The sequence below is a fragment of the Sanguibacter sp. Z1732 genome (assembly GCF_051020515.1).
GTDB lineage: Bacteria > Actinomycetota > Actinomycetes > Actinomycetales > Beutenbergiaceae > CALKWS01.
Genome location: NZ_CP194857.1, coordinates 247,726 through 272,398, shown reverse-complemented (window position 1 = coordinate 272,398; position 24,673 = coordinate 247,726). Strand labels below are relative to the sequence as shown.

At 64.2% G+C, this 24,673-nt stretch carries 24 protein-coding genes and 3 pseudogenes; 21 read left to right on the top strand and 6 right to left on the bottom strand.

What is annotated here, in order from left to right:
- Positions 1-9 precede the first annotated feature (9 nt).
- Together ACRRRO_RS01700 and ACRRRO_RS01695 are read right to left on the bottom strand one after the other, a co-directional pair.
- Positions 10-894, bottom strand: a complete 885-nt coding sequence (locus tag ACRRRO_RS01700; protein WP_434080967.1) for an ABC transporter substrate-binding protein — start codon at positions 892-894, stop codon at positions 10-12.
- On the bottom strand, positions 780-1,964 hold the full coding sequence (locus ACRRRO_RS01695) for an ABC transporter substrate-binding protein (protein WP_434080966.1): 1,185 nt from the start codon (positions 1,962-1,964) through the stop codon (positions 780-782). Before ACRRRO_RS01695 ends, ACRRRO_RS01700 begins: the two co-directional genes overlap by 115 nt.
- A gap of 272 nt (positions 1,965-2,236) precedes the next feature.
- Here ACRRRO_RS01695 and ACRRRO_RS01690 point away from each other — a divergent pair, with 272 nt between their 5' ends.
- Both ACRRRO_RS01690 and ACRRRO_RS01685 read left to right on the top strand, forming a co-directional pair.
- Positions 2,237-2,365, top strand: coding sequence for a LacI family DNA-binding transcriptional regulator (locus ACRRRO_RS01690; protein ID WP_434080965.1), 129 nt, complete (start codon positions 2,237-2,239; stop codon positions 2,363-2,365).
- Positions 2,366-2,415: 50 nt separating this feature from the next.
- The gene (locus ACRRRO_RS01685) at positions 2,416-3,210 is read left to right on the top strand and encodes a LacI family DNA-binding transcriptional regulator (protein ID WP_434080964.1); all 795 of its coding nucleotides are present in this window, start codon (positions 2,416-2,418) and stop codon (positions 3,208-3,210) included.
- 27 nt (positions 3,211-3,237) lie between these two features.
- Here ACRRRO_RS01685 and ACRRRO_RS01680 read toward each other — a convergent pair whose 3' ends face one another.
- The gene (locus ACRRRO_RS01680; RefSeq protein ID WP_434080963.1) at positions 3,238-4,065 is read right to left on the bottom strand and encodes an AGE family epimerase/isomerase; all 828 of its coding nucleotides are present in this window, start codon (positions 4,063-4,065) and stop codon (positions 3,238-3,240) included.
- A 2-nt stretch (positions 4,066-4,067) separates the two neighbouring features.
- Positions 4,068-4,466: a hypothetical protein gene (locus tag ACRRRO_RS01675; protein ID WP_434080962.1), complete on the bottom strand. Its 399-nt coding sequence runs from the start codon at positions 4,464-4,466 to the stop codon at positions 4,068-4,070.
- Positions 4,467-4,643: 177 nt separating this feature from the next.
- Here ACRRRO_RS01675 and ACRRRO_RS01670 point away from each other — a divergent pair, with 177 nt between their 5' ends.
- Positions 4,644-5,438, top strand: coding sequence for a 6-phosphogluconolactonase (locus ACRRRO_RS01670; RefSeq protein WP_424798330.1), 795 nt, complete (start codon positions 4,644-4,646; stop codon positions 5,436-5,438).
- 28 nt (positions 5,439-5,466) lie between these two features.
- On the top strand, positions 5,467-6,489 hold the full coding sequence (locus ACRRRO_RS01665; RefSeq protein ID WP_424798331.1) for an N-acetylglucosamine-6-phosphate deacetylase: 1,023 nt from the start codon (positions 5,467-5,469) through the stop codon (positions 6,487-6,489).
- 110 nt (positions 6,490-6,599) lie between these two features.
- Here ACRRRO_RS01665 and ACRRRO_RS01660 read toward each other — a convergent pair whose 3' ends face one another.
- Positions 6,600-6,839 carry an SDR family oxidoreductase gene (locus ACRRRO_RS01660; protein WP_434080961.1) on the bottom strand — a complete coding sequence of 80 codons (240 nt, stop codon included), beginning with the start codon at positions 6,837-6,839 and terminating at the stop codon, positions 6,600-6,602.
- Positions 6,836-7,372: an SDR family NAD(P)-dependent oxidoreductase gene (locus ACRRRO_RS01655; protein WP_434080960.1), complete on the bottom strand. Its 537-nt coding sequence runs from the start codon at positions 7,370-7,372 to the stop codon at positions 6,836-6,838. The genes ACRRRO_RS01660 and ACRRRO_RS01655 overlap by 4 nt, the downstream gene beginning before the upstream one ends.
- A 184-nt stretch (positions 7,373-7,556) precedes the next feature.
- On the opposite strand from ACRRRO_RS01655, the gene ACRRRO_RS01650 reads away from it, so the two are divergent.
- From ACRRRO_RS01650 to ACRRRO_RS01570, 17 genes and pseudogenes are all read left to right on the top strand, one after another.
- The gene (locus ACRRRO_RS01650) at positions 7,557-8,597 is read left to right on the top strand and encodes a LacI family DNA-binding transcriptional regulator (protein ID WP_424798333.1); all 1,041 of its coding nucleotides are present in this window, start codon (positions 7,557-7,559) and stop codon (positions 8,595-8,597) included.
- Between the two features lie 141 nt (positions 8,598-8,738).
- On the top strand, positions 8,739-10,805 hold the full coding sequence (locus ACRRRO_RS01645) for a 6-phosphogluconolactonase (RefSeq protein ID WP_434080959.1): 2,067 nt from the start codon (positions 8,739-8,741) through the stop codon (positions 10,803-10,805).
- 201 nt (positions 10,806-11,006) lie between these two features.
- A complete protein-coding gene (locus ACRRRO_RS01640; RefSeq protein ID WP_434080958.1) occupies positions 11,007-12,359 on the top strand; it encodes an ABC transporter substrate-binding protein in 1,353 nt (450 codons plus the stop codon).
- Positions 12,360-12,549: 190 nt separating this feature from the next.
- Entirely contained in the window at positions 12,550-13,329 is a 780-nt protein-coding gene (locus tag ACRRRO_RS01635; protein ID WP_434080957.1) for a carbohydrate ABC transporter permease, read from the top strand.
- Positions 13,319-14,251, top strand: coding sequence for a carbohydrate ABC transporter permease (locus tag ACRRRO_RS01630; RefSeq protein WP_434080956.1), 933 nt, complete (start codon positions 13,319-13,321; stop codon positions 14,249-14,251). Before ACRRRO_RS01635 ends, ACRRRO_RS01630 begins: the two co-directional genes overlap by 11 nt.
- On the top strand, positions 14,140-15,099 hold the full coding sequence (locus tag ACRRRO_RS01625; protein ID WP_434080955.1) for a hypothetical protein: 960 nt from the start codon (positions 14,140-14,142) through the stop codon (positions 15,097-15,099). The genes ACRRRO_RS01630 and ACRRRO_RS01625 overlap by 112 nt, the downstream gene beginning before the upstream one ends.
- Positions 15,100-15,133: 34 nt before the next feature.
- Positions 15,134-15,247, top strand: a pseudogene (locus ACRRRO_RS01620) (hypothetical protein); the annotation flags it as partial.
- A gap of 137 nt (positions 15,248-15,384) precedes the next feature.
- Positions 15,385-15,792 carry an NUDIX domain-containing protein gene (locus ACRRRO_RS01615; protein ID WP_434080954.1) on the top strand — a complete coding sequence of 136 codons (408 nt, stop codon included), beginning with the start codon at positions 15,385-15,387 and terminating at the stop codon, positions 15,790-15,792.
- Between the two features lie 530 nt (positions 15,793-16,322).
- Positions 16,323-16,946: pseudogene (locus tag ACRRRO_RS01610) on the top strand (IS1634 family transposase); the annotation flags it as partial.
- Between the two features lie 129 nt (positions 16,947-17,075).
- Entirely contained in the window at positions 17,076-18,350 is a 1,275-nt protein-coding gene (locus ACRRRO_RS01605) for a tyrosine-type recombinase/integrase (protein WP_434080717.1), read from the top strand.
- Positions 18,347-19,303: a tyrosine-type recombinase/integrase gene (locus tag ACRRRO_RS01600; protein WP_424798259.1), complete on the top strand. Its 957-nt coding sequence runs from the start codon at positions 18,347-18,349 to the stop codon at positions 19,301-19,303. The genes ACRRRO_RS01605 and ACRRRO_RS01600 overlap by 4 nt, the downstream gene beginning before the upstream one ends.
- Positions 19,304-19,405: 102 nt before the next feature.
- Positions 19,406-20,290: a tyrosine-type recombinase/integrase gene (locus ACRRRO_RS01595; protein ID WP_434080953.1), complete on the top strand. Its 885-nt coding sequence runs from the start codon at positions 19,406-19,408 to the stop codon at positions 20,288-20,290.
- Positions 20,291-20,373: 83 nt separating this feature from the next.
- Positions 20,374-21,405 (top strand): annotated as a pseudogene (locus ACRRRO_RS01590) (IS1634 family transposase); the annotation flags it as partial.
- Positions 21,406-21,410: 5 nt separating this feature from the next.
- Positions 21,411-21,866, top strand: coding sequence for a glucuronyl esterase domain-containing protein (locus tag ACRRRO_RS01585; RefSeq protein WP_424797592.1), 456 nt, complete (start codon positions 21,411-21,413; stop codon positions 21,864-21,866).
- 78 nt (positions 21,867-21,944) lie between these two features.
- Positions 21,945-22,682 (top strand): hypothetical protein, encoded by a 738-nt coding sequence (locus tag ACRRRO_RS01580; RefSeq protein WP_434080952.1) that lies wholly within the window; start codon positions 21,945-21,947, stop codon positions 22,680-22,682.
- Positions 22,598-23,113 (top strand): glucuronyl esterase domain-containing protein, encoded by a 516-nt coding sequence (locus ACRRRO_RS01575; RefSeq protein ID WP_424797591.1) that lies wholly within the window; start codon positions 22,598-22,600, stop codon positions 23,111-23,113. The genes ACRRRO_RS01580 and ACRRRO_RS01575 overlap by 85 nt, the downstream gene beginning before the upstream one ends.
- Before the next feature lie 48 nt (positions 23,114-23,161).
- On the top strand, positions 23,162-24,655 hold the full coding sequence (locus tag ACRRRO_RS01570; protein WP_424797590.1) for an aldehyde dehydrogenase family protein: 1,494 nt from the start codon (positions 23,162-23,164) through the stop codon (positions 24,653-24,655).
- The last annotated feature ends 18 nt before the right edge of the window (positions 24,656-24,673 follow it).

Sequence of the window (24,673 nt, the reverse complement as noted above, 5' to 3'; positions counted from 1 at the left end):
GAGGGTTACCTATGTGCCGTCCGTGAAGTACAGTTGCTCCGGCTTCGTGAAGAGTTCCCTCCCGTGGAAATATGAGAGGATCGGCTCATCATCACGGACATTTCGAATGTCGTTACTGACGATTACCGGCTGGAACGCCGGCGCAATGATACCGATGACATAAAGGTTGTCCTCGTGCTGCTGGACGATTTGGCGTCCGGCTTCGATACGCTCCTCATCACTGGGCGCGGCGATGAGGCGCTCCCAAGTGGCGAGAATATCTTTGAACTCATCGGTCGGTTCGATACCGTCGGTGCCACCGCTCTCATACCACTGACCAAACGCGGGGCAGGAGTGGCTACCGGCGGAGATTGGTACATACCAGACTGGCTCCAAGTCCCAGTTGTCTGTCTTGAAGACATCGCTCAGATCGATATCGAAGTCGTTGCTCATGTACGTTTCGGTGTAAAGGGTGTTGTCCATGGGCTGATGGGTCAGATCGATGCCGACCTCCGCCCAGTAACGCACTACGCGAGACAACACGTCGGCAATTGAAACCCCAGCGCCGTCCAACCGAGAGATCACGACTAGACTGAGCGGAGAGCCGTCCGGCAAAGTCCTCATGCCGTTGGCACCGCGTTCCAGTCCGAGTCCGTCGAGCAGCCGGTTTGCCTCATCGACGTCATGGTCGAGGTGTTGCTGCCCTCCTCCTTCGATGTAGTAATCCGATGCCTCAGTAGGGATCGGCTGGCGAATTTCTCCCAGACCGCCTAGAAGTGTGTCGTTGAGATCTTGCCGGTCTATCGCCAGCGATAGCGCCACGCGGAAATCGTGCTCGTTGAAGAGGTCGCGGATAGCCTCGTCTTCGTGCGACAGATTAAAGAGAGGGTGAGAAGTCGATCCTCTAAGCCCCAACGGTGCATCTCATACCCGCGATCCTCTGCATTCTGGATGAAAACCTGGGCGCTTTCGTAACCAAGTTCATGGGCCTGGAACTGCATATCGGCGTTGGCGGCGCGAAGATCTAGAGTCTCCTGCTCAAGATCCTGCACCTGAATCACATCGATATAGGGCAACTGCCTACCATCGGGATCGGTCTTCCAGAAGTACGGGTTCCGCTCCATCCTGCCCACACCTTGGGAGTCTAAAATGCCAGGTGCTTTGTATGCGCCCATCACTGGCATTTCCTCGTTCAGCCACGGATGTGAGCGGTCTACGTAGAGTTGATCCCAAGATTCGAATCCGGCATCGGAGACCAAGGCGTCGAGTTCGGACTCTGAGGTGTACTCGGGATGGAACTGTTCAAGGTAGTGCCGGGGTCGAATCAGCCCTTCACCGCGGTTCGGGAAGCATATGTACCGCTCAAAGAGGGCAGCTGGTTCATTGAAGGTGACTTCGAAGGTCAACTCGTCGATGATGTCTAACCGTGCCAAGGAGCCGTCCGGATTGGTCACCCAGTGGGGCGGAACGGGAGACATTGGTTCGTAGCCGAACATGTCCTCCCACACGAAGCGAATGTCCTCTGTGGTGAACGGCTCACCGTCGGACCACTTCAACTGGTCCCGCAGGGTAAAAGTAAACGTCGTGTTCGTGTCGTCCTTCTCGAACTGCGCAGCAAGACTGGGTATCGGTCCGTCGCCTTCCCAATTCCATTCCAGCAGACTGGCGTGCGCGAACCCGCGGAAGTTCGTGGTGGGGGCTCCGGTTGTTGTTGCACGATTCAGCGTTCCCCCGAAGCGACCAACCTCGCCCCAGGGCTCGATCACCATCGGATCGGAAGGAAGCCGATCCGCTAGTTCCGGGAGTTCCCCGGCCTCGACGAGTTCGGTCAACATCGGTGACTCCATCAGGTCAGTGCCGCCGCCGCCGTTGAATGCATTCGTTCCGCCGTTGTCACCGGTACAGGCAGCCAGCCCCAACGCACCTAGTGCACCCCCGCCCATGATCAGTAACTGTCGACGTGAGACTTTCCCGGTACCTGCCATGGTCCCCGACTCCTTCCGCCAGGATCGCCTGCGATCCTGGGACGATCACCTTTGATGTGCAGCGACTCTGGACTCTGAGCGAGAACTGGGGTTCCACCGCCACCGCAACCGATTGCAAAGCATCGTACATGCTCGCGAACTGTGCTGACAAGTCACGGCTGGTAAAGCGGCGCTTGGGCTTCCCGGGATACATACTGGCCCTTCCGCAAAGGCGGAGGCGCTAACGTGTGCCCTCAGCAAAACACCAGAGAAGGGAGCGGGTGATGCGGCGGGTGACCATCTATTCGATCGCCGGGGAGTTGGGGATCTCGGCATCGACCGTCTCGCGCGCGTTCTCGCGTCCGGACCTGGTCAAGGCCAGCGTGCGCGACCAGGTGCTGTCCAAAGCCAAAGAACTCTAGGATATGCGCCCAACCGGGCAGCCCGCGGGCTGGCAACCGGTCGCACCGGCTTGTACGGGCTGCTCGTCCCGGACATTACCAACCCGTTCTTCCCGCCCTTGGTGCGCGCCGTGCAGCATGCCGCGGCCGAACGTGACGCAGAGGTCATTCTGATCGACTCCGAGCGCAGTGCCACTGCCGAGGAGGATCTGGTCAGCAGAATTCGTCCCCAGGTCGACGGGCTGATCGTCGCTTCGCCGCGACTGCCGACGAATCGACTTCGCTCGATGCTCGATGGGATTCCCAGCGTGGTGGTCAACCGGCTGGTTCGGGGCCTTCCATCGGTCGTCTGCGACAACACCGATGCGCTGCATGAGGCTGCCAACCATCTTCGCGACGTGGGTCACCACCGATTTGCGCTGGTGTTGGGTCCCGTCGGTTCGTGGGCGGCAGACCGCCGGGCTGAGGCGGTGCGCTCCTGGGCTCACCACGAGGATGTGGCCCTGGTGGAAGTGGGTCCGCTGGAGGCCCAGTTCCGGGATGGTCGTGCCGCGGCCCGGGAGTTGATCGATTCCGGGGCGACAGCGATCATTGCCTTCGATGACTTGATGGCGGCCGGCATTATCGCCGGCCTCAACGACGAGGGGGAGCGGGTTCCGCAGGACCGCAGCATTGTCGGATGTGACGATGTCCTGTTAGCCCAGACGATGACCCCGTCCCTGACCACGGTCGCGGCTCCGATGGTGGAGTTGGGCGCCCAAGCCGTGGCGTTGCTGAACCGGGTCGTCGCCGGAGAGCGTGCCCGCAGCATTACCCTCAAAGGCGAACTGCAGCGGCGCGGCACCGTGGCGGCGCCCCCGGGGTGAGGTCGTGGCAGCGCCCCGGTGTGAGGTTCAGCCCACCTGCATGATCTGCATCAAGTTCCGGGTGATGTGGAAAGGGTCCTTCACCGGTAGCGCCACCACCTGGTCCATCGGCAACCCGGCGCGATCGCGGATCTGGATCCATTCCGCACCCTCCGCTCCGCCGGGGAAGGTGTTCATCGTGTAGTCCCAGATCCGATCGAACCAAGGACGAGCCGCCGCGTACCCGAACTGGAACGCTGCGATCGCCGTAGTGGCGGCGGCCTCGGAATGTACCCACCACAATTTGCTCGACCACGTGCTGCGGACCAACTCCTCATAAGCGCTACCACCGGTACTCCCCGTGGGCTTGCTCGGCCCGGTCGCATCGGTGTAGCGCAGGATCCCGCCGTGCTGGGGGTCCCAGCCCAACTCGCACATCGCCACGACCGATTGGAGCAAGGGCCCGCGGTCCCGATCGTCCTCCAGCAGGTCCAACGATTCAAGCAGTACCCAAATGCCCTCGATGGCGTGCCCGGGGACCCGGTGACGGGTCACTAGGCCCTCAGGGTCCGGCCCCGGCATCTCGGTAAAGGTGCCGTCGTCGAGCCGGTGCCACAGCACGTCCTGGATTGCTGCTGCCAGGTACTCGCGCAGATGGTCGTGAATACCCAGCGCCGCGGCCGCCTGGGCGGCGACGAGCAACGTATTGGCCAGGATCATCCGCGGGCCGTAGGCGCTGTGGCCGGCCGGAACCTCATACGGAGGAGTGGGTGCGGTACCGGAAAAGTGATCGGATCGGGACCGCTCCAACACCGGCAGTGCCCGATCCAGCCAACGCCGGTCACCGGTCTGGGCCGCTAGTTCGGACAGGCCCATCACTACGAACCAGTCGGCGTAGACGCCGCGTTCGGGCTGATCCGGCGACTGTGCGGGGCCCCCGTCCCGCCCCCGACCACGAAACGTGTGGTTCCCTCAGGCAACACAGCATGATCGAGAAGGAACCGGGCACCGCGCTCAGCGTGGCCGAGGAGGTCAGCGGGATCGGCATCCAGCATGCCGCGGTGCGCCAACCCCGCTGCACGCGCGAGTAGCCACACGAACCGACCCTGGGACCAGGTGAACTTGTCCGTGGAGACCCGCTTGCGGCCCCGGTTGTCGAAACAGGTGAAGAAGCCACCGAGTTCCTCATCGATTCCGTGAGAGAGCCAGTACGGCAGGATCAATGTCTGCAGGTGGGTACGGGCTTGCTCGGCTGCGTGTCGTGCTGCCTCGGACATGACGGGTGCCTCACCTTCGTTGCTGGGGCCGTGACGGTGCACGGGCTGGTTTGTGGTGACGAATAACGGTTGTCACCATTGGTGTTTGCCTAACCGGCGTGTTTGCCTAACCGGCCCTGAGTTGGCTACATTGATGCAATCGCTTGCAGAACTATCCTACCGAAGAGAGACCAAGGCATGTCCGCCAGTGTGAATGTTCCCAGCGAGATCAATGTCGGTATCGCGCCCACTGCCGATCAGGCCGGTGCCCGCGCTGGGCAGGTCGCGGCCGAGGTGTTGCGCGAGGCGCTGGCGAAGCGTGGCCGGGCCAGGGTGATATTCGCCAGCGCCCCGTCCCAGGAGGCGACCATCGCCACCCTGGGTGCATCCGAAGGGATCGACTGGTCGAAGGTGACCTCGATGCACCTGGATGATTACCTGGGCTTGGACCCGCATCACCCGGCCGCCTTTGGCCAGTGGCTCGCCGATCGGCTGCCGGAGCAGGCCCAGCCCGGCCTGGACCGCATCCGTACCGATGGCGAAGCGGCGGCCGAGATCGAGCGTTACACCCAGGCACTCGAGGCAGGCCCGATCGACCTGGTCTGCCTGGGCATCGGCGTGAACGGCCATCTGGCGTTCAACGAGCCCGGTGACACCGACTTCGACGACCCGGCGCTGGTCCGCGAGATCGCCCTGGCGCACGCCTCCCGTCAGCAGCAGGTCGATGAGGGGCTCTTCGCCACCCTCGATGAGGTCCCCACCCATGCGCTGACCCTGACGGTACCGGCGATCATGCACGGTGGCGTCATCGTAGGCACCGTACTGGGCGAGCCCAAGGCCGCTTCGGTCGCCGCTGCGCTCACCGGCCCCATCACGCCCGCACTGCCGGCCAGCGCGCTGCGCACCCACGCCAGCGCCCATCTGTTCCTGGACGAGGACGCAGCGGGCTCCTTGCCTGCGGATTTCCCGGCCCAGCGCGTCGGGACGAACTGACGGCGCAGTGCCCGCTCACACTGAGCCCATGCCGCCCACCGAACGCACCGCCGGCCTGATCGATCTGCAGATCAACGGGTACGCCGGCCATGACGTGAACGCCGATGACGTCACGCCCCAGACGATCGTCGACCTCACCCGGGCGCTGTGGACACAGGGTGTCACCACCTATCTGCCCACGGTGATCACCGCCGGTGCGGACAAGATCGAGCATTGCCTGGCCCAGATCGCCGCTGCCCGGAGAACCGATCCGCTGATCGCCCACAGCATCGCCGGGGTGCACGTCGAAGGCCCGTACCTGGCACCCGATGACGGACCCCGGGGAGCGCACGACGCTGACAATCTGCGCGACCCGGACCTGGGTGAACTGGACCGTTGGCAACAGGCGGCGCGGGGCCTGGTGCGGATCGTCACGCTCGCCCCCGAGCGCACCGGAACTCTGGACTACATCGCCGGGGCCATCGAGCGCGGAGTGCGTGTGTCTCTGGGGCACAGCGCCGCCGCACCCGTGGACATTCACGACGCCGCACGGGCCGGCGCCACCCTGAGCACCCATCTGGGCAACGGCACCTACCCGGTGTTGCCGCGCCACCCGAACCACATCTGGGCCCAGCTTGCCCAGGACCGGCTCATCGCGATGGTGATCCCGGACGGACATCACCTGCCCGTCGACACTCTCACCGCGTTCATCCGCGCCAAGGGACTCGAGCGCACGGTCCTCACCTCCGACTCGGTCGCCCTGGCCGGAGTCGCTCCCGGGGCCTATCGGACCCCGGTGGGCGGGAATGTCACCGTGCACGACGACGGTCGCCTGACGTTGGCCGGGACGCACCTGCTGGCCGGATCAGGGCATTCCCTGCGGCACGGTGTGGCCTGGATGCGTCGGCACCTGCCCTTCGAACGCGGTGACATCCTGCGCATGGCCACCACCAACCCCGCCACGATCCTCGGCCTGGCTGAACGGGCCACTCGTGGCGCCGACACCATCGAGTGGGACGGTGATGAGGTGGTGGCGACCCGTGTGGCCGGGGTCGAGGTCTACCGCACCTGAGGAGTGGAGCAGCCCGAGGACAGGTGGACCTGCCGCGATGGCGCTGTGTCGTCGTCGGCCGCTGCCGGAGTGCCCGGCCACGATCACAAGGCCCTCTGCGGGCCGCATCGTCAACGAACGGAGGCTTGACCGCCGTCGACCGGGATGAGTTGGCCGGTGATGAACCGGGAGCCGTCGGAGGCCAGAAACACCATCACCGGCCCGAGGTCCTCCTTGGGATCGCCGTACTTCTGGCCCAGGGCGATGGATTCCTCGTTCTGCCAATAGTGCGCGGTGCGCCCGTCATGATCGAGCCGGGCGATCGCCTCGTCGTACATCGGGGTGGCGATCGCGGGCAGGATGGCGTTCACCCGGATGTTGTCCTTGCCCCACGATCGGCGGCGGTGCGGGTCCAGGAGTGCACCGCGCCCTTCGACGCGGAGTAGGCGGGGGCCGAGATCTCCGCACGCAGGCCCGAGATCGACCCGAAGTTGATGATCGATCCGCCGGTGCCCTTCATGTGCCGGTGCGCTGCGGCGTTGGTGAGCATCGTCCCGCGCACGTTCACCGCGAACATCAGATCCCAGTCCGACACCGGCGTGTTCTCTGCGGTCGCCGAGCGCTGGATCGCGGCCGGGTGGGCCAGCACGTCCAACCCGCCGATCTGCTCGACCGCCTCGGCGAACACGATGTCCACCCTGCCCTTGTTCGACACATCGAGGTTCCGGTAACTCGCCGAGCCGGGCCCGGTCTGGGTGGCGGACTCGGCGACCGCGCGGCCCTCGTCGTCGAGCACGTCCATCGCCACGACGGTGGCGCCCGCCTCCACGTAGGCGGCGACGGTGGCCGCACCCATGCCGCGGGCGCCACCGGTGACGATGATCTTCTTGTCCGTCAGGTCCATACGAGTCCTTCCCTTGATGCGAGCGTGCGCAAGCCAGTATGGGATGGTGCGACTCGGGCAGCCAGTGGGGCGGGGATTCTGGAGCCGTACGCGGTGGTAGCGCCAGTCGATGAGTCGGAGAGGACTATATCGCGGTCATTGCGGTACATTGCGGTATTGCTGCACGGATGGATAGGGATACAGCATGAACGTCACCCTTACTGACATTGCGAAGGCCGCCGGTGTCTCAGCATCGACGGTGTCTCGTGCCCTGTCCCTGCCGGAGAAGGTGAATGCCGAGACCGGGCGCCGGATTCACCGGATCGCTTCTCAGATGGGGTATACCTCCCCGCACGCGCTCAGGCTGACAGCAGCGAGCCGCACCGACACGATCGGGTTGATCGTGCCCGATATCGCCAATCCGTTCTTCCCGCCCATCATCAAAGCAGTCCAGGCCCGGGCCGGAGCGCTTGGGCGCACTGTGGTGATCGCGGACTTCAACGAGTACGCCTCCGATGAGATTCGGCGCGCAGAGTTCCTTGCGAGCAGGGTGGACGGCCTGATCATCGCCTCGGCGCGAAGCAGCGGCGAGCAGTTGGCCCAGTTGGCCCAGGAGATGCCCTTGGTGCTTCTGAACCGCGAGCAGCAGGGAGTCACCAGCGTCACGATCGAGAACTCCGTCGGAATGATTGAGGCGGTGGACCACCTGATCGCCTTGGGGCACCGCACCATCAGCTATCTCAACGGTCCGAAGCGATCGTGGTCCAATACCCAGCGTCAGCGGGCAGTCCGGCAGGCCTGTGCCGAGGCAGGGGTGGAGCTCCTTGAGTTCGGGCCCTTCGAACCGCAGATCCAGGCTGGCGCCCGGGCAGCTGATCTGGTCAACGCCTCCGATGCCACAGCGGTGATCGCCTATGACGACCTCATCGCCCTTGGTGTGATGGCGCGACTGAATGAGCGGGGCATCGAGGTCGGCAGAGAGATCAGCCTGATCGGTATCGACGACAGCCCTATGTCCGCGATGGCGTATCCGAGCCTAACGACAGTGCATGTGCCTGGCGCCCAAGCCGGGATGCAGGCAGTCGATGTGCTCCTGGACCTCGTCGAGGCGACGATCGAGGGCAGGGACCGTGCCCCGCTGCAGCAGAACCTCCTCCAGGTGGACACCGGGTTAGTTGTGCGTGGCTCGACCGCGCCGGCTCCTGCCATCCGCGACGGTGTCACACGAGCAGAGCGGCACCCCTGAGAGCTTCGCACGCCCGGCCCGTGTGGCTGGCCGAGGTGCCACTGGCTTGCAAGAGTGCAAGGAGTTCGGTATTTTTATTTCGGCCGGTCTAAGGTTGCGGCAAAGGTGCTCATCGGTGTAGTTGAGGCTTCGGAGGACGGGATGGAGTTCAACCGTTCCGCCATCGCTTACGCTGGCCCGCAAATCGTCACCTCGACGGCGCTCCTTGACAACCACTGCCTAGTGGTCCGAGGCGAGCGGATCGCCGATGTCATGCCGATCAGTGCTCTGCCCGCTAGTACACCCATCAAGCACATTGCAGGTGCTTACCTCACCCCGGGCTTCATTGACCTACACGTCCATGGTGCGATGGGACGTGCGTACAACGAAGGGTCTGTGGAGGCGATCGAGCACATCGGGAACGCGCTGCTTTCCGCGGGCGTCACCACCGCCCTTCCGACTCTTGCATCCGCGTCGATCGATGAGTTGGTCCAGGCCTTGGACGCGCTCTCCGCCAGTGTCGATATATCCCTGTCGGTGGAGGGCACAGGTGCACCGACAGACGCTGTGTCGTCGGCGGGCGATCGAGACTTCGCTGACACCGAGAATCCGACTTCGTCCCCCAGGGCGAGCCCGCCGGCCACTCTCCGCATCCCGGGAGCAAACTTGGAGGGCCCGTACTTCTCTCACGTTCAGGCCGGCGCCCAGGACCCGCACGCCTTGCGGACCCCGTCGGACGGTTCCGTGGAGGACCTGCTGGCCTATACCGATGCGATCTCCATGATGAGTTTTGCGCCCGAGTTGGACGGGGCGATCCCCCTGACCGAACGCCTCGTTGAGGCTGGCATCGTCGCGGCCGCAGGGCACAGCGATGGCACGGCCGAAGACCTGCAAGCGTGCCAAGTCGCCGGCCTGAGCCACATCATCCACGTATTCTCCGGCCAATCCACCACCAGACGCGTCGGGCCGTGGCGTGTTCCCGGGGTGTTAGAGGCGACGCTGGCTTCCGAGGACTTGACGGTGGAGATGATCAGTGACGGCAAGCACCTGCCTCCGCTGTTGATGCGACTGGCGCACCGCTCACTCGGCGATCGGCTCTGCCTGGTTTCCGACGCCACCCCTGGTGCGGGCAACCCTGAAGGCAGCAGTTACCGCATGGGCGCGGTGACCTATCGAGTCGGCGACGGCGTAGGCTTGACCGAGGACGGCACCGCCTTCGGCGGGAGCACCACCCTGTTACCGCAGATGGTGCCAATCGCCGTCCGGGCGCTGGGATTGAGCATTCCAAGCTGTTGCGATGGTGACATCCATCCCTGCAGGAGCGGCGCGACTGAGCGGCGTCGGTCGCTTGGCCCCAGGGTATTGGGCGGATCTGGCAGTTCTGGATCAAGACCTGATCCCATGCGCCGTAGCGGTGCGCGGGCACTGGCACACATCTCCGACCGGAAAGGAACGTCCATGACCACACACATGTACGAGGATCTCGCCGTGACTATCAGCAGTACCGCTGAGGAGAACGGCAACGTGGCCGCCGCAGCGTTTGCTGAGGCCACCAAAGCCGCCTTAGCCACACGGGATGAGATCTCGGTGATCCTAGCGACCGGAAACTCTCAGTTGGACTTCATTGACGCAGCGGTCGCCCGTGAGGACATCGAATGGTCGCGCATCACTGTGCTGCACATGGACGAATACTACGGAATGTCTGCGGACCACCCGGCGAGTTTTCGGCGGTGGATGCGCGAGAATATTCAGGCGAAGGTACCACTGCGGCGGTTCGAAGGGATGCGTGGCGATCACGAACCTTACGCTGAGGAGATCGCCCGATACACCCAACTACTGCAGGACTTGGACCCAGTCGTGTGTGTCATGGGCATCGGCGAGAACGGGCATCTGGCTTTCAATGACCCGCCGGCTGACTTCGACACCGCGGATCTGGTCCGCATGGTCGAGATGGACGAGGTTTCTCGGCGGCAACAGGTCAATGAAGGCCATTTCCCCTCACTTGCAGAAGCTCCCACCCACGCGTTGAGCCTTACCATCCCGGCGTTGTTGCGCCCGGAGAGGGTCCTGGTAGTCACTCCCGAGTCTCGCAAGGCTCCGATTGTGCAGGCAACTTTGGAGGGACCGGTCACGAGAGATGTACCAGCCTCCATTCTGCGTAAGCAGTCTCATGCCCGCCTGTTCCTTGACGCGGATTCGGCCGCCCGACTCACCCCGGCAGGTGCCTAGTGGGTGGAGCGCTCCCTCTGGTGGCACCGCTCCTGACCACGGTGCGCGGAGTTGCCCGGATGATGCCTAGTTCACCCGAACTTCCCCCGCGCGCCACCGTCTATTGGCTCCGCAGCACGACAATGAGAGTGCCCACCACAACGAACTCACAAGCAACCAGAGTAAAGATGCACGCTGAAAGCGAAGGATAAGGATATGAGAGTGACAACGAAGAAGTCGCGGAGAAATAGAGCGCCTGTCGCGGCTGCGCTCGCGGTTGGCGCCCTGGTGCTGGCAGCTTGCGGAGATTCTGCAGACCAGTCCGACACAGACGCAGAGACAGATACCGGCGCAGGCGGCGCGGAGGAGATCACGCTGACCTATTACAACTGGGCGACTGATCTTGAAGCGCAGGAACTTGAACTGATCGCGGAGTTCGAGGAAGCGCACCCTCACATCTCCGTACAACTGGAGTCAGTCGCAACCCCTGAATACTGGACCCGCGCGGAAGCGATGGCGGCCTCCGGTGATCTTCCTGACGTGATGTATATGTCGTCTGGGTATGTCCAGGAGTGGATCCATGATGACCTCATCATCAATATTCAGGAATACGTTGATCGGGACATCGACGCGGAGCAGTACGCACTCGGCACAGCTGAAGACGCACAACACCCAGAGTCCGGTGAACTGTACGCCTTCCCGTATGCATTCGTGCACACCGTCTTGTACTACAACGTCGACGCCTTCGAGGAAGCCGGAGTTCCCGAGCCCACCGAAGGCTGGACATGGGATGACTTCCTCGAGGCCGCGCAAGCCACCACCATCGGCGCGCCGGGCAGCCAGAAGGAGCGCTACGGGCACAACTTCTTTGGTCGGTACACCCAGATCGAGTCCTGGATTTTCAATAACGGGGGACACCTCGTCGCCGAGGACGGCAGCATCGTCGTAGACGACAACGCCGCCGAGGCGCTGGCCTTCCTGGAGTCGTTGATCCATGAGCATGAGGTTGCACCCGAGCCTCGTGAGATGGAGGGCATGGAGAATCACGAGCCCTTTACCCGTGGCCTGAGCGCGATGTGGGTCGACGGAATCTTCGCGCTCGATAGCGTGCGTAATGCCGTGGCGGACGACTTCACGTGGCGGATCGCGCCGATTCCGCGTGGACCCCAGGCCACGGAGGATGTCTCGTATGGATGGTCGGACCTGATGGCCATTTCTGCTGACTCCGATCACCCGGAGGAAGCCTGGATGCTGATCGATTGGCTCACCGGGGCTGAGCGTCCGGCCGAGACTGTGGAAGCAGGCAAGATCCCGATCTATATGCCCGCTGCGGATGACGACGCGATCCTTCAGCCGGGCGTACAGCCGGACAATCAGGAGTTCATGCTCGAGTGGGGTGAGCACGCTGGTCCCACCAGTTTCACCATGGGCTGGGGTGAGTGGCGCGGATACACCGGCGGAGACGGCATGGAAGCCTTCCTTGACGAAGTCCTCAACGGGCGGATGAGCCTGGAGGAGGCCATCGACCGCACTGAGACGCGAGGAAACGAAGTGATCTCGCGGTTCGAACAGTAGACCGCTACATCGCCTGCGAGGTGCTGGGGCAAGCGATCTGCCTTCCAGCACCTCGCAGGCACCAGCTTCTCTGTAGTGAATTGGGAGTCCTCGCATGCTGAGACACGGTAAATGGGTACCGTGGCTATTCCTAGCCCCTGCCGTTCTGGGCCTCATCGTCTTTCGCCTAGCCCCCGCAGTCGGTGCAGGATTGGCTAGTCTTACCGCCTGGAACGTCCGCACCTCCCCACGATGGGTCGGGCTGGACAACTATTCCGAACTGATTGGTTCGGACACCTTCTGGCAGGTTTTGCGCAATACTATTGTTTTTGCTGGTCTGTTTGTACCAGGCGTCATGATCATTTCGTTCGGCCTGGCGCTGGCGGTCAACCAGCGGCTCCGCGGAGTTCAATTTATCCGCGGCGTGCTCTTCTTGCCCTACATCACTACGATGGTTGCCGTAGCCATGCTCTGGAACTGGATCTTCGCGACCCGGTTTGGCTTGCTGAACGGTCTCCTCCGGCTATTCGGGGTCGAGGACCCGCCGGCATGGTTAGCGGACAGTCCGTGGTCGCTGATCGCTTTAGTAATTGTCGCGACATGGAAAACCGTTGGTTTCCAGATGATCTTGTTCCTAGCAGCACTCCAAGGAGTTCCGCAGATGCTTTACGAGGCGGCTAGGATTGATGGCGCGAAGAAACTTCGGCAGGTTTTCTCTATTACGCTTCCGCTGATCGCTCCGCAGTCCTTCTTCATCTTCATTATTACCTTCATCGCGGCATTCCAGACATTCGAAGTGACATACGTGATGACGGGAGGAGGCCCACTTAATGCCTCCAACACGCTGGCCTACTTCATTTATGAGAACGCCTTCACCTTCGGTCGGATGGGGTACGCCTCGGCTGTAGCGATGGTGCTTGCGGTTCTGGTGGGAGCGCTGACTCTCGTATCGTTCTGGGTGCGGAGAAGGGTGGTGAGCTATGACCTCTGATTTGCTCCCGGGTACGGCGCGAAATCAGCCAACCGACCCGATTACAAGAAAGGCACCGCGTCGAAACGGCGGTACACGTTGGTACAGCCGCAGGCAGAGCAAGGCCAGGCTGACACTGGCCTACATCGGTCTCTTGGGTGTCGGTGCTGTCACTATATTTCCGTTTGCCTGGATGGTATTGACTAGTTTGAATGAGTCCAGTGCTGCGCTCGAATTCCCCCCACAGATCAGCACTGAGATGTTCGCCCAACCGCTCTGGGAGAATTTTCGCACAGTACTGTTCGAGCACAATTTTACCCGGTACCTCGCCAATAGCATGTTCGTTGGGACGATGACCGGTATTGGTCAGGTGCTCACCTGTACCATGGCGGGCTTTGCGTTCGCCCGGATGCGATTCCGTGGTTCGAACGTCGTTTTCGGGATTTTGCTGGCCACGATGCTGTTCCCGCCGGAAGTCACGATTATTCCTGAGTTCGTTTTGGTGTCCGAACTCGGATGGTTGGACACGTACCTACCGCTGATCGTCCCTTCGGTGCTCGTGGGTACGTTCGGAACGTTCATGATGCGCGAGTTCTTTATGAACATTCCCGACGAGTTGGTCGAAGCAGCTACCGTCGACGGGGCCAAACCATGGCGCATCTATTGGTCGATTTTTCTGCCGCTCTCAGCCCCAGCGGTCACGACTCTGTTCCTCGTCGCGTTCATCAACAACTGGAACGAGTTGTTACGACCGGTGCTGTACATCTCCAGCCGGGAGTTGCGACCCGTCACGGTCGGGCTCACCACGTTACAAAGTGAGTTCGGCACGCAGTGGAACCTGCTGATGGCCGGGGCCGTGCTGTCGATCCTGCCGATGTTGATCCTGTTCATCTTCTTCCAGCGCTACATCGTTCAGGGCATCGCGACGACGGGATTGAAGTGAGCATCGAAGGCGTCCTCACCGGGGAGCGCGGTCCGATCAGCGGCGAAGCGACCGTGACATTCGGTGGTCAGCGTGCGCACCTCTGCGCGGTCATGCGGCCCTCACTCAAGGACCAGGACCGGGCGGGCGCGGGTCAGGACTGCCTGGTGGTGGCCGACGGGGTCACCCCAATCTGCCCTGATGATGGCGCAGTGGTCCAGGATTATGCCGAGACGGTGATCAATGCCTTCCTGGAGCAGCGTCAGACTGAGTTGGCCGAGGTGCTCCAGAACGCGGTGCGCCAGAGACCGTCCACCGCCGGCGAGGCCCCCGCCTGTGCGGTGGGTGCGGCACGAGCCGTCCGTGGCGTACTCGAGCTCGCTAGCGTCGCCGACGTTCTGGCGGCCGCCCAGTGTCGCGATGGTCGAGTCGTGGTCTGTGTCGACAATCGGGTGGAAAAGCACGAGGTCCGAGCGGCGCTGGCGTTCTATCGGTCAGTACTGAGCGGAGAGCATGTTGATGTCGCACGGACAGAGGCTCGCAAGGGGTTGCTGGCACAACGGCAACGTCGAAACCGGACCGGCTCCTACTGGGTGATGGCGGGGGAGTCTGCCGTAGCCGAGGAGGTGAAGGTGATCCGACTTCCGCTGGCCGATGTCCGGACGGTCCTGGTGGCAAGCGACGGATTTACCCGAGCCTGGCAAGAACTCGGTGTCCTGAGCGGTGTGGCCGAGGCTCTTGACCCGACTGTCTCACTGGACCAGGTCGCTGACGACATTCGAACTGCCGAGCGATGGCGAGCTCGGTCCCCCCTCCCGCTGTTCGGCCCCTCAGATGACCTGACCGCATTGCGTATGACGTTCGACTGAATTCGCCCGGGTCTGCTGAGACGCCGATGCAGGAATGAGGTGCATAATGAAGGATCCGCGAGAAAAGCGTGATCAGATCCGACGGATTTCGATCGAACTGGCGGCATTGTCAGAGTCAGGCCTTGCCTATTGCACTGACAGGTTCGACATCGAACGGTTCCACCGCGTCGGCGCGATAGCCCGCGACCTCATGCGGGAATTGACCTCAGATGAACTCATCGCGTATGACGCCGAGATTGCGGGCGTGGCTGGTTACACGACACCCAGATCGATGTGCGCGCAGGGGTGTTCAACGATGGCGGCCAGGTGCTGCTTGTTCGAGAAGTGGCGGACGAACATCGATGGACCCTGCCCGGAGGCTGGTGTGACGTGTTGGAGAGCCCGCGCCAAGCTGTCGAACGAGAAGTCCAGGAAGAGGCTGGTGTCACCGTGCGGGCCCGCCACCTCGCTGGGATCGTCGATCGAGAACTGTGGCCGCATGTGCCGGTCTACGACCGGCACATCTATAAGTTACTTTTCGTGTGTGAACCGCTGACCGATGTTGATTTCTCATTTGCCAGTGCTGAGACAAGCGAGGTGGCCTGGTTCAATGTCGACCGGCTGCCGGATCTCTCCCTCGACCGGGTGCTACCCGGGCAGGTCGCCCTGTTGCATCAGCATTGGGTGTCTCCCGGGCCCGCCTACCTGGATTGAGGAACGCCGGTCTCGATCTCGGCGCACCTACCGTGCGGGAATCCTTCTCCCTTCTTCAGGTTGGATGGCAAGCAGGAAGCAGATGGCACCATCGGGCAGCAACCGGGCCACCTACTGGATCTGCTGCACTGCCCCGTGTTCGGCTGCGGACCGTATTACTGCCTCGGCGACGGCAAGCCCGCGGTCAGCGTCGCGCAGCGTCACCTCCGGGCGGGGCGCTCCGGTCAGCCAATGCACGAACTCCCTCATCTCCACCGGCAGAGGATCGAACCGGAACTGCGTTTGTCGATGGTTCTGGCTGGCATGGTGCCGGAGATCGATGCCTCGAAAGTGGCGGTGATGGGCGATTCCCGGTTGGGCAAGGCCGCACTCTGGGCCGCGGCCCAGGACAGCCGGTTTGCTGCAGCGATCAGCAACCTGAGTTGGCTCACGGCTCTGATGTTTCCGGTGCTGCAGGGCTGTGACCTGCAGGTTTGTTCGCTGTCGAGGTGGTTTTCACGCACTAACGAGGGTTGTTCTAAGGTCGTCCGATGGCCTTCATTCGGCGGGTTCGGACCAAGTCTGGTGCCACGGCGGTGCAGATCGCGGAGTATGCCGACGGTAAGCAGCGGATCATCAAGCACCTCGGTTCGGCGCACACTGATGCCGAGTTGGGGATTTTGCTGGCCCGGGCCAACGAACTGCTTGCTCCTGATCAGGGGAGGTTGGATTTCGAGGTTTCCCCGCGCCCGCCCATCACACCGGTACTGAGCCAGGTGCCGCAGCAGGAGGAGTTGTTCCCCGATCCCCAGCAAGGTCCGGTTCTGCCAAGTGCCGGGGGTATGCGTGATGGGCCTGGCCGGGTGCAGGCCACCAGCAGTGTGCTGCTGGGGCAGGTACTCAGCGCCGTTTATGGGCAGTTGGGGTTCGACGTCGTAGGCGATGAGGTGTTTGAGGATCTGGTGATCGCCCGCATCGTGGAGCCGACATCGAAACTCGACGCCGGGCGGGTGCTGGATGATCTGGGTCGCAACGCGCCCAGTTACGCCACGATCAAGCGCCGGCTACGGGCGGTGATTGATCAGGACTACCGCTCCCAGATCGCCCAGAAGTGCTTCACCCACGCGAGCAGCAACGGTGATATCTCTCTGATTTTGTATGACGTCACCACGCTGTTATGCCGATGTCGGCATAACAACGTTTATGCCGACCTTCTGGTTATGCCGATGTTTGGGGTATCGGCCCAGGTCAGGGCCTTGTCGGTGGCCTGAAAGGTCGGCATAACGACACGCTGATCCTCCAAGGTGTTCGTGTGCTCGGAGGTGGTCGTCGTGTTGCCGGTGATGCCCGTTGTGGCTCGTGGTCCGCTGGAGGGGGTGGTGATGGAGCAGTTGGCGGCCTGGTTGGCAGCGGAGCGGTACTCACGAACGATGGTCCCGCAAGTTCTCGGCGTGGCTCGCGGGTTGAGCGCCTGGATGGACGATCACGATGTGTCGCTGGCAGCGCTGAGCCTTGATGTGCTTGAGGCGTTCCAGGCCAAGTATGCCCCCGGTGTCCCGGGACATGTGATCGTCAAGGTGAGGTCCCCGGCCGTGCGCCGGTTCCTCGTCGAGTGTGGGTACCTGCCCGGTGAGGAGTTGGTACGTAAGCGAGTTCGTGGCCCGAGCGCGAGGGAGGCGCCGCCGTTGGGGTCAGCCGCTGTGGGCGAGTTGGATGCGTGGGGCCGTTGGCAGCGCGAGGCTCGCGGGATCAGCCAGGCATGTATCCATCATCGTCGGGGCTGGGTTGGCGCACTGGTCGACTCACTGCCCGTTGCCGATGAAGTGATCAACTGGAGCGCGTGTGACGTCACGGTCGTGAACGCGTTCATCGTCGACCGTGCGGAAGGCCTCGCGTCGGCTTCGCGTGCCGCGATCGTGGATGCGATGCGGTCGCTGCTGCGGTGGGCGCTGGCGACCGGTCGAATCGAGCGCGACCTGACTGGCGGGATCCTGCGTGCCCGGGCCACACGGGCCATGCTGCCCCGGGGATTGTCGCCCGGGCAGGTCGAAGGTCTGCTGAGCGCGTGCGACCTGGACACGATTGTCGGCCTTCGAGACCGGGCGGTGATCACCACACTGTGGCGGCTCGGGCTACGCGCCGGAGAGGCCGCGACCCTGGGACTCGACGACGTCGATTGGGCCGTCGGACGGGTCAGCGTGATCGGCAAAGGACCGCGGCGGTTGACGCTGCCAGTACCGGTCGATGTCGGCCAGGCGCTGATCGCCTGGCTGCAAGCGCGCCCTGACGCACTGGATCGGGCACTGTTCGTGCGGGTCCGGCCACCGATCCGCGCGTTGAGCAGCGCCGGGATCTCCGACATCGTCAAGCACCGCGCCGAAGCGGCAGGGCTCGGAGTGGTGCATGCGCACCGGCTGCGGCACACCGCAGCGATGAACGTCATCGCAACCGGTGGAAGCCTGATCGAGGCTCAAGAGCTCCTCGGCCACTCCAACGCCGCCAGCACAAGCGTGTACGCCCGGGTCGACCTGGCCTCGCTACGGACACTGACCGTGCCGTTCGGGCAGGTGCCACGATGAGCAGCGATCCGTCCACTCTGTGCCTTCACGACGAGCTCGACACCTACCTTGCTCAGCGTCGCGGGCTGGGGTTCCAGCTCAAGACCAGCGAGTACCTGCTGCGACAGTTCCTCAACTGGCTCCAAGAGCGCGGCAAGAGCGAGACGTTCACGATCGAGGACGCCGTGCAGTGGGCCCGTGAACCTGCTGATGCTGCGCCCGTGTGGTGGTCACAACGGTTGACTGCGGTGCGCCCGTTCGCGGCCTGGCTGAACGCGCGCGGAGCCGACGTCCCGCGAATCCCGCCAGGGCTACTCCCGGCCAGGACGACCAGGCCGGCACCGTTCATCTACTCCCAGGCCGACCTGGACCACCTGCTGACGGCGTGCCCGCTGTTCTTCCCCGACGTGCGGGTGGCGACGACGATGTCCACGATCATCGGCCTGCTCGCTGCCACCGGGCTGCGCATCGGGGAGGCTCTCCGGTTGAGAGTCAACGACCTCGAGGTGGCCGAGAACCTGTTGCAGGTTCATGGCACCAAGACCCCGCTGGACCGGCTCATCCCGCTGCACCCGTCAACGACAGCAGCGCTGGTCGAGTACTTGAGCATGCCCGAGCGCCTGGCCACCGGTCCGTCACCGACCGGGCCGATCTTCGTCAACAACCGTGGCAGCGGCTTCGTCCTCGAAACGATCGAGCAGCACTTTGGTGCTCTGGTCGACGCCCTCGAGCTGGTCCCGACCGGACAGCGCCGTCCTCGCCTGCACGACCTCCGCCACACCTTCGCCACCGGGCACATGATCGCCGCGTACACCCACAGCACCAACCCCGCCCGAACCCTCGGGCTGCTCTCAACCTGGCTCGGGCACACCGGCCCGGAACACACCTACTGGTACCTCAGCGCCGTCCCGGACCTGCTCGCCGCCGCAGCCGGACGCCTCGAGGCGACCAGCCCGAAAGGAGACCTGTCATGAACGCCCTGGCCATCGAGCTGCAAACGTACTTCACCACCTTCGCCCACGCCCAACGGAAACCTGTCCGGGCACACCATCAGCACCTACCGGGACACCTGGCGGATGCTCATCACCTTCCTCGCCGCCAGGACTGGCACCAGAATCGAGCGCATCGACATCGGTGACATCGACGCCGAGAACGTCACCGCGTTCCTTGACTACCTCGAGGATGAGCGCGGCAACAGCACTGCCACCCGCAACACCCGCCTGTCCGGGATCCGGGCCGTGCTCGCCCACGCCCTACCCGCTCACCTCGAGCACGCTGGCACGATCACCCGCGTGCTGGCGATCCCACCCAAACGCCATCCCAAACCGATGCTCGAGTTCCTCACTCCCGCAGAGTCCGACGCCCTGATCGCCGCGCCCGACCGCACCCGGTGGACCGGCCGGCGCGACCATGCCCTGCTGGTCCTGGCGATCCAAACCGGGCTACGCATCAGCGAACTGACCTCGCTGACCTACGCCGACATCAGGCTCGGTGTCGGCGCGAATGTCACCTGCACCGGCAAGGGCCGGCGCACCCGATCGACGCCGCTGACCTCGACCACCGTCGCGGTCATGACCGGCTACCTCGCCGAACGGCGCGCCCGCCCCGGTGAGGCGCTCTTCTGTGGACCCCGCGGCCAGCACCTCTCACCCGATGCCCTCGAACACCGCCTCAAGATCCACGTCGCGACAGCAGCCGCCGAGTGCGTCAGCATCGCGGACAAGCACGTCACGATGCACACCCTGCGGCACACCGCCGCGATGACCCTGCTCACCCACGGCGTCGACATCTCCGTGATCGCTCTCTGGCTCGGACACCAACACACCCAGTCCACCGACGCCTACCTGCACGCCGACATGGCCATCAAGCAAGCCGCGATCGACCGCACCCGCCCGCCGAACACCGACCCCGGCACCTACCAGCCCGAACCCGACATCCTCGCCTGGCTCGCGACCCTATGAATATGCCGACCTTTCAGGCCACCGACAAGGCCCTGACCTGGGCCGATACCCCAAACATCGGCATAACCAGAAGGTCGGCATAAACGTTGTATTTCGAGGCCGAGAACGAAGATGGCCTGCGGAAAGTGGGCTACTCGAAAGAACGACGGGTCGACCCCCAGATCGTGGTCGGGCTGCTGGTCGACCGCGGCGGGTTCCCCCTAGAGATCGGCTGTTTCGAGGGAAACCAGGCCGAGACGCACACGCTGTTGCCGATCATCCGCCAGTTCCAGGACCGCCACAGTATCGAGGACATGGTCATCGTGGCTGATGCCGGGATGCTCTCACAAACCAACCTGGAGGCGTTGGATGATGCGAATCTGCGGTTCATCGTCGGCTCCCGGGCAACCAAGGCCCCGGGGGACCTGGCTCGGCACTTTCGTTGGCATGGCGATGCCTTTGATGACGGGCAGGTGATCGACACCATCACTCCCCGCGGCGGCGGGACCAGGAAGCGCGACACCGCCAAGCGCGCTGAACCGGTCTGGGACCCGGTGAAACATCCCAAAGCCTGGCGGGCGATCTGGCAGTACTCACGCAAACGAGCCGCCCGAGACACCAAGACCATCACCAACCAGGAGAACCGGGCGCTGGCGATCATCAACGGCGAGGTGAGGCCGAAGAACGCCCGATTCGTCACCACCACCAAAGCCGGCCGGGAACTGGACACCGCCGCTCTGGCCCGCGCGAGGGGTCTTGTCGGGCTCAAGGGCTACCAGAGCAACATCCCCGTCGCCATGATGCCCGCGACGGAGGTCATTTCCAGTTATCACGACCTTTGGCAAGTTGAGGCTTCATTCCGAATGAGCAAGAGTGACCTGCAGGCCCGCCCGATATTCGCCAGAACCCGCGACTCCATCGAAGCCCACCTGAGCATCGTCTTCACGGCCCTGGCAGTGTCCCGGTTCATTCAGGACCGCACCGGCCTATCGATCAGAAAGATCGTCAAGCAACTACGCCCGCTGCGCTCGGCCACGGTCGCGATCAACGGCGCAACCCAGACCTTCCCACCGCTGATCCCACCCGAGATTCAGGACGTCCTCAACGCCATCGGCAGCGACAACCTCACGCACTAACCTGAATGAGCCAACTCAGGAGCAACAACTCCGGGGCTATGGGCGCCGCGCTATCGCGCCCGGTCGGCGAAACACCCGAGGTGCTCGCCCGGATCCGCCCCTATTGGTTCAGCCGGCACTTCGCCACTGAGGTACTGGCCGGCCGCCCGCTACCGGTGGATCAGCATCAATTGATCGCAGCGATCGCACCCCGGCCGGTATACGTGGCCAGTGCGAGCCAGGATCCGAACGCCGACCCGGAAGGAGAGCTTCTCTCCTGGCGCGAAGCGACCACGGTGTGGGAGCTCTACGCTCATCCCCGGCCCGACGGCGGGTTCCCGGAGCCGGGCGGCTCACGCGGCGGTGAGGGGGCGGCGCCGGTCGCCTACCACCTGCGTCCCGGCCCGCATTCGGTGGAGCGGTTCGACTGGGAACGGTGGCTGGACTCTCTTGACCGATGGGTCAGCGTGAAACAGACGTAGGTCGCGGCGGTGGCCGGACCGCACGACCTGTTCGCACAACGAGCCGCCGTGCCGAAGTACTGAGAATGAGGAGCGAAGATGGTGGTTTCCCCGCAGTCACAGGATCCGGTTTCGCCGGAGGTATGGCGCCGGGAGGTCCGCCCGGGGGTGCTGCAGTCCTTCGAACGTGAGGTGTATGGGCGGGCGCCGCAGGAACCTGTGGGTCTGGACTGGACGCTGCTGGAGGAAGGCGAGGTTGACGGGCGGCAGCGGCGGCAACTGTCCGTGACCCTGACCGGACCGGCCGGCAGGTGCACATTCGTGGTGCTGGTCCATCTGCCGCGGAGTTCGGCGCCCGCAGCGAAGCCGCCAGTGCCGGGCAAGGGGGCGCCCGCCGAATCGGTGCCGGACAGAGTGCCGGTGTTCCTGGGGCTGAACTTTGACGGCAACCACGCCAGTACCACGGACCCGGAGGTCATCCGACCCGGGGTGGACCCCGCGCCGGGCGATGTCGGCGAAGTGAATGGCGACGACCGTGACGACGCCGAAGCCCCACCTGAGCGTGGTTCCGCCGGCGCGGCCTGGCCGGTGCACCTGGCGACCGAACGCGGGTACGCGGTGATCACCGCACACTATCTGCAGACCGGTGCTGACCATCCCAACACCTTCGCGCAAGGGGTCATGGCAACTTTTGGGACAAGCACGATGGGCGGCCGCGACGACGGCGAGTGGGGCTCCATCAGCATGTGGGCGTGGCCGCATTGTGGGCCGGCGCCCAGGACGAACGTTTCGCCGGGGTCATCTCCAACAACTCGGGCCGCATGGGCGCGGCCCTGACCCGGCCAGTGGGAGAGGACCTGGCCAGAATGGGTGGGATCTTCCCGCACTGGTTCACCCCGGGCTTCCTGCGCCGCGTGGCCGCTGGCCAGCCATTACCGGTCGACCAGCACCAGTTGCTGGCCTGCATCGCCCCGAGAGCGTTGTATGTGACCAGCGCCAGCGAAGACCTCCATGCCGACCCTGAGGGTGAGTTCATCGCCTGGTACACGGCGGCAGCAGCGTGGGAGGGCGGCGCCGGTGGCGCTGCCCCCAGTTTCCCCGAGCCCGGGCAGGGCAGGACGATCGAGGGACTGCCCTTGGGCTACCACCTACGGCCCGGGGAGCACGCCGTCAAACCCTTCGACTGGGAGCACTGGTTGGACTTTCGCGACCGCCTGCGCAGCCGGGACCGCCATGAGCAGGCGTCGCGGACACCGGCGAACCAGTAGCGCAGACGACATTTGGCGCATCGCATCCCCACAAGGCAGGCTGGGACGATGAGCGCCACCACTACCTCGCACCCGATGTCGGAGGTGCTACGCCTGCAGCGCAGGGCCTTCCACCGTGACGGTCCCCCCGATGCGGCCACCCGGCGAGAGCGGATCGACCGGTTCGCCCGCGCCGTGGTCTCCCACTCCGACGAACTCGCCGAGGCGATCTCGGCCGACTTCGGCAACCGGCCCCCGATCCTGTCGCTGGTGGCCGACGTCACCGCCTTCGCCATGGAAGCTGAGACGCTGCGCGCGGGCCTGGGGCGGTGGATGCGCCGGCGCCCGGCCGGCAGCCGGGTGGGCTCGGCCGCGCTGCGCCTGGCCGGGATGCCCGCCTGGATCCAGCCCTCCCCGCTGGGCGTGGTGGGGGTCATGGGGGTGTGGAACTACCCGATCAACTTCTCCGCGGTTCCCGCAGTCAGCGCGCTAGCGGCGGGCAACCGGGTGATGATCAAGATGTCGGAGGAGGTGCCCCGGACCGCCGGGGTGTTCGCCAACGCGATCCATGACGCTTTCGACGTCGAGGAGGTCGCGGTGCTCACCGGGGACGTCCAGGTCTCCAAGGACTTCGCCGCTCTGGACCTGGACCACCTGCTGTTTACCGGTTCGGCGGCCACCGGTGCGCAGGTGATGGCCGCGGCCGCGGCGAACCTGACCCCGGTCACACTGGAACTGGGCGGGAAGAACCCGGTGGTGATCTCCGAGCACACCGCCGCCGACCGCAAGCGACTGCGCCGCGCCGCCGAGCGGGTGGCCCGCGCCCGCCTGATCAACGGCGGACAGACCTGCCTGTGTCCGGAGCGGGTGTACGTGCCGGAGGAGGCCACCCGGACGTTCGTGCAGGAGGTGTTCAACACCTGGGGCCGGGACCTGCCGGAATTGTTCGAGCGGGGGGAGGTCACCACGATCATTAACGAGGAGTCACACGAGCGGATCGAGGACCTGTTGGCCGACGCCGAGAACCACGGCGCCCAGGTGATCGGATCGGTGCGATCCGACGCCGAGGGCACCGACGCGATGCGCGCGGCCCGGCTGATCTCACCCACCGTGGTGCTGAACGTGACCCAGAAGATGCGCATCGACACCGAGGAGGTATTCGGTCCGGTGCTGCAGGTTCAGCCCTACCGGGACCTGGACCGGGTCCTGGATGACCTTGCCGAGCGGCCGGCGCCGTTGGTGGCGACGTGGTTCGGTCCGGACGACGGCGACTTCCGCACCTTCGTAGCCCGCACCCGTTCCGGAGGCGTGGCCCGCAACGACTTCGCCCTCACCAATGTGGTGCCGGGCACCCCGTTCGGTGGTGTGGGCGCCTCCGGCATCGGTCACCATCACGGCAAGTTCGGGTTCGACCGGTTCTCCCACCTGCGCACCGTCGGTGGGTCCAACCTGCCGGTCTCGGTGGCACGACTGCTCGGCGGGCCCGGGGACACCCGGGTGAGCCAGGTGGTGCGCGGCGGTCTGGACGCCTACAGCCGCGTGCTGGGGCGCCGGCTGCGCTGAGGCTGGGATCGGGGGCGA

What these genes read in the sequence shown, in the direction of transcription:
- ACRRRO_RS01695 (WP_434080966.1), bottom strand. Translation starts at nt 1,964, where the DNA reads ATGGCAGGTACCGGGAAAGTCTCACGTCGACAGTTACTGATCATGGGC.
- ACRRRO_RS01680 (WP_434080963.1), bottom strand. Translation starts at nt 4,065, where the DNA reads ATGGGCCTGTCCGAACTAGCGGCCCAGACCGGTGACCGGCGTTGGCTG.
- ACRRRO_RS01675 (WP_434080962.1), bottom strand. Translation starts at nt 4,466, where the DNA reads ATGTCCGAGGCAGCACGACACGCAGCCGAGCAAGCCCGTACCCACCTG.
- ACRRRO_RS01670 (WP_424798330.1), top strand. Translation starts at nt 4,644, where the DNA reads ATGTCCGCCAGTGTGAATGTTCCCAGCGAGATCAATGTCGGTATCGCG.
- ACRRRO_RS01665 (WP_424798331.1), top strand. Translation starts at nt 5,467, where the DNA reads ATGCCGCCCACCGAACGCACCGCCGGCCTGATCGATCTGCAGATCAAC.
- ACRRRO_RS01655 (WP_434080960.1), bottom strand. Translation starts at nt 7,372, where the DNA reads ATGGACCTGACGGACAAGAAGATCATCGTCACCGGTGGCGCCCGCGGC.
- ACRRRO_RS01650 (WP_424798333.1), top strand. Translation starts at nt 7,557, where the DNA reads ATGAACGTCACCCTTACTGACATTGCGAAGGCCGCCGGTGTCTCAGCA.
- ACRRRO_RS01645 (WP_434080959.1), top strand. Translation starts at nt 8,739, where the DNA reads ATGGAGTTCAACCGTTCCGCCATCGCTTACGCTGGCCCGCAAATCGTC.
- ACRRRO_RS01630 (WP_434080956.1), top strand. Translation starts at nt 13,319, where the DNA reads ATGACCTCTGATTTGCTCCCGGGTACGGCGCGAAATCAGCCAACCGAC.
- ACRRRO_RS01600 (WP_424798259.1), top strand. Translation starts at nt 18,347, where the DNA reads ATGAGCAGCGATCCGTCCACTCTGTGCCTTCACGACGAGCTCGACACC.
- ACRRRO_RS01595 (WP_434080953.1), top strand. Translation starts at nt 19,406, where the DNA reads ATGCTCATCACCTTCCTCGCCGCCAGGACTGGCACCAGAATCGAGCGC.
- ACRRRO_RS01585 (WP_424797592.1), top strand. Translation starts at nt 21,411, where the DNA reads ATGAGCCAACTCAGGAGCAACAACTCCGGGGCTATGGGCGCCGCGCTA.
- ACRRRO_RS01580 (WP_434080952.1), top strand. Translation starts at nt 21,945, where the DNA reads ATGGTGGTTTCCCCGCAGTCACAGGATCCGGTTTCGCCGGAGGTATGG.
- ACRRRO_RS01570 (WP_424797590.1), top strand. Translation starts at nt 23,162, where the DNA reads ATGAGCGCCACCACTACCTCGCACCCGATGTCGGAGGTGCTACGCCTG.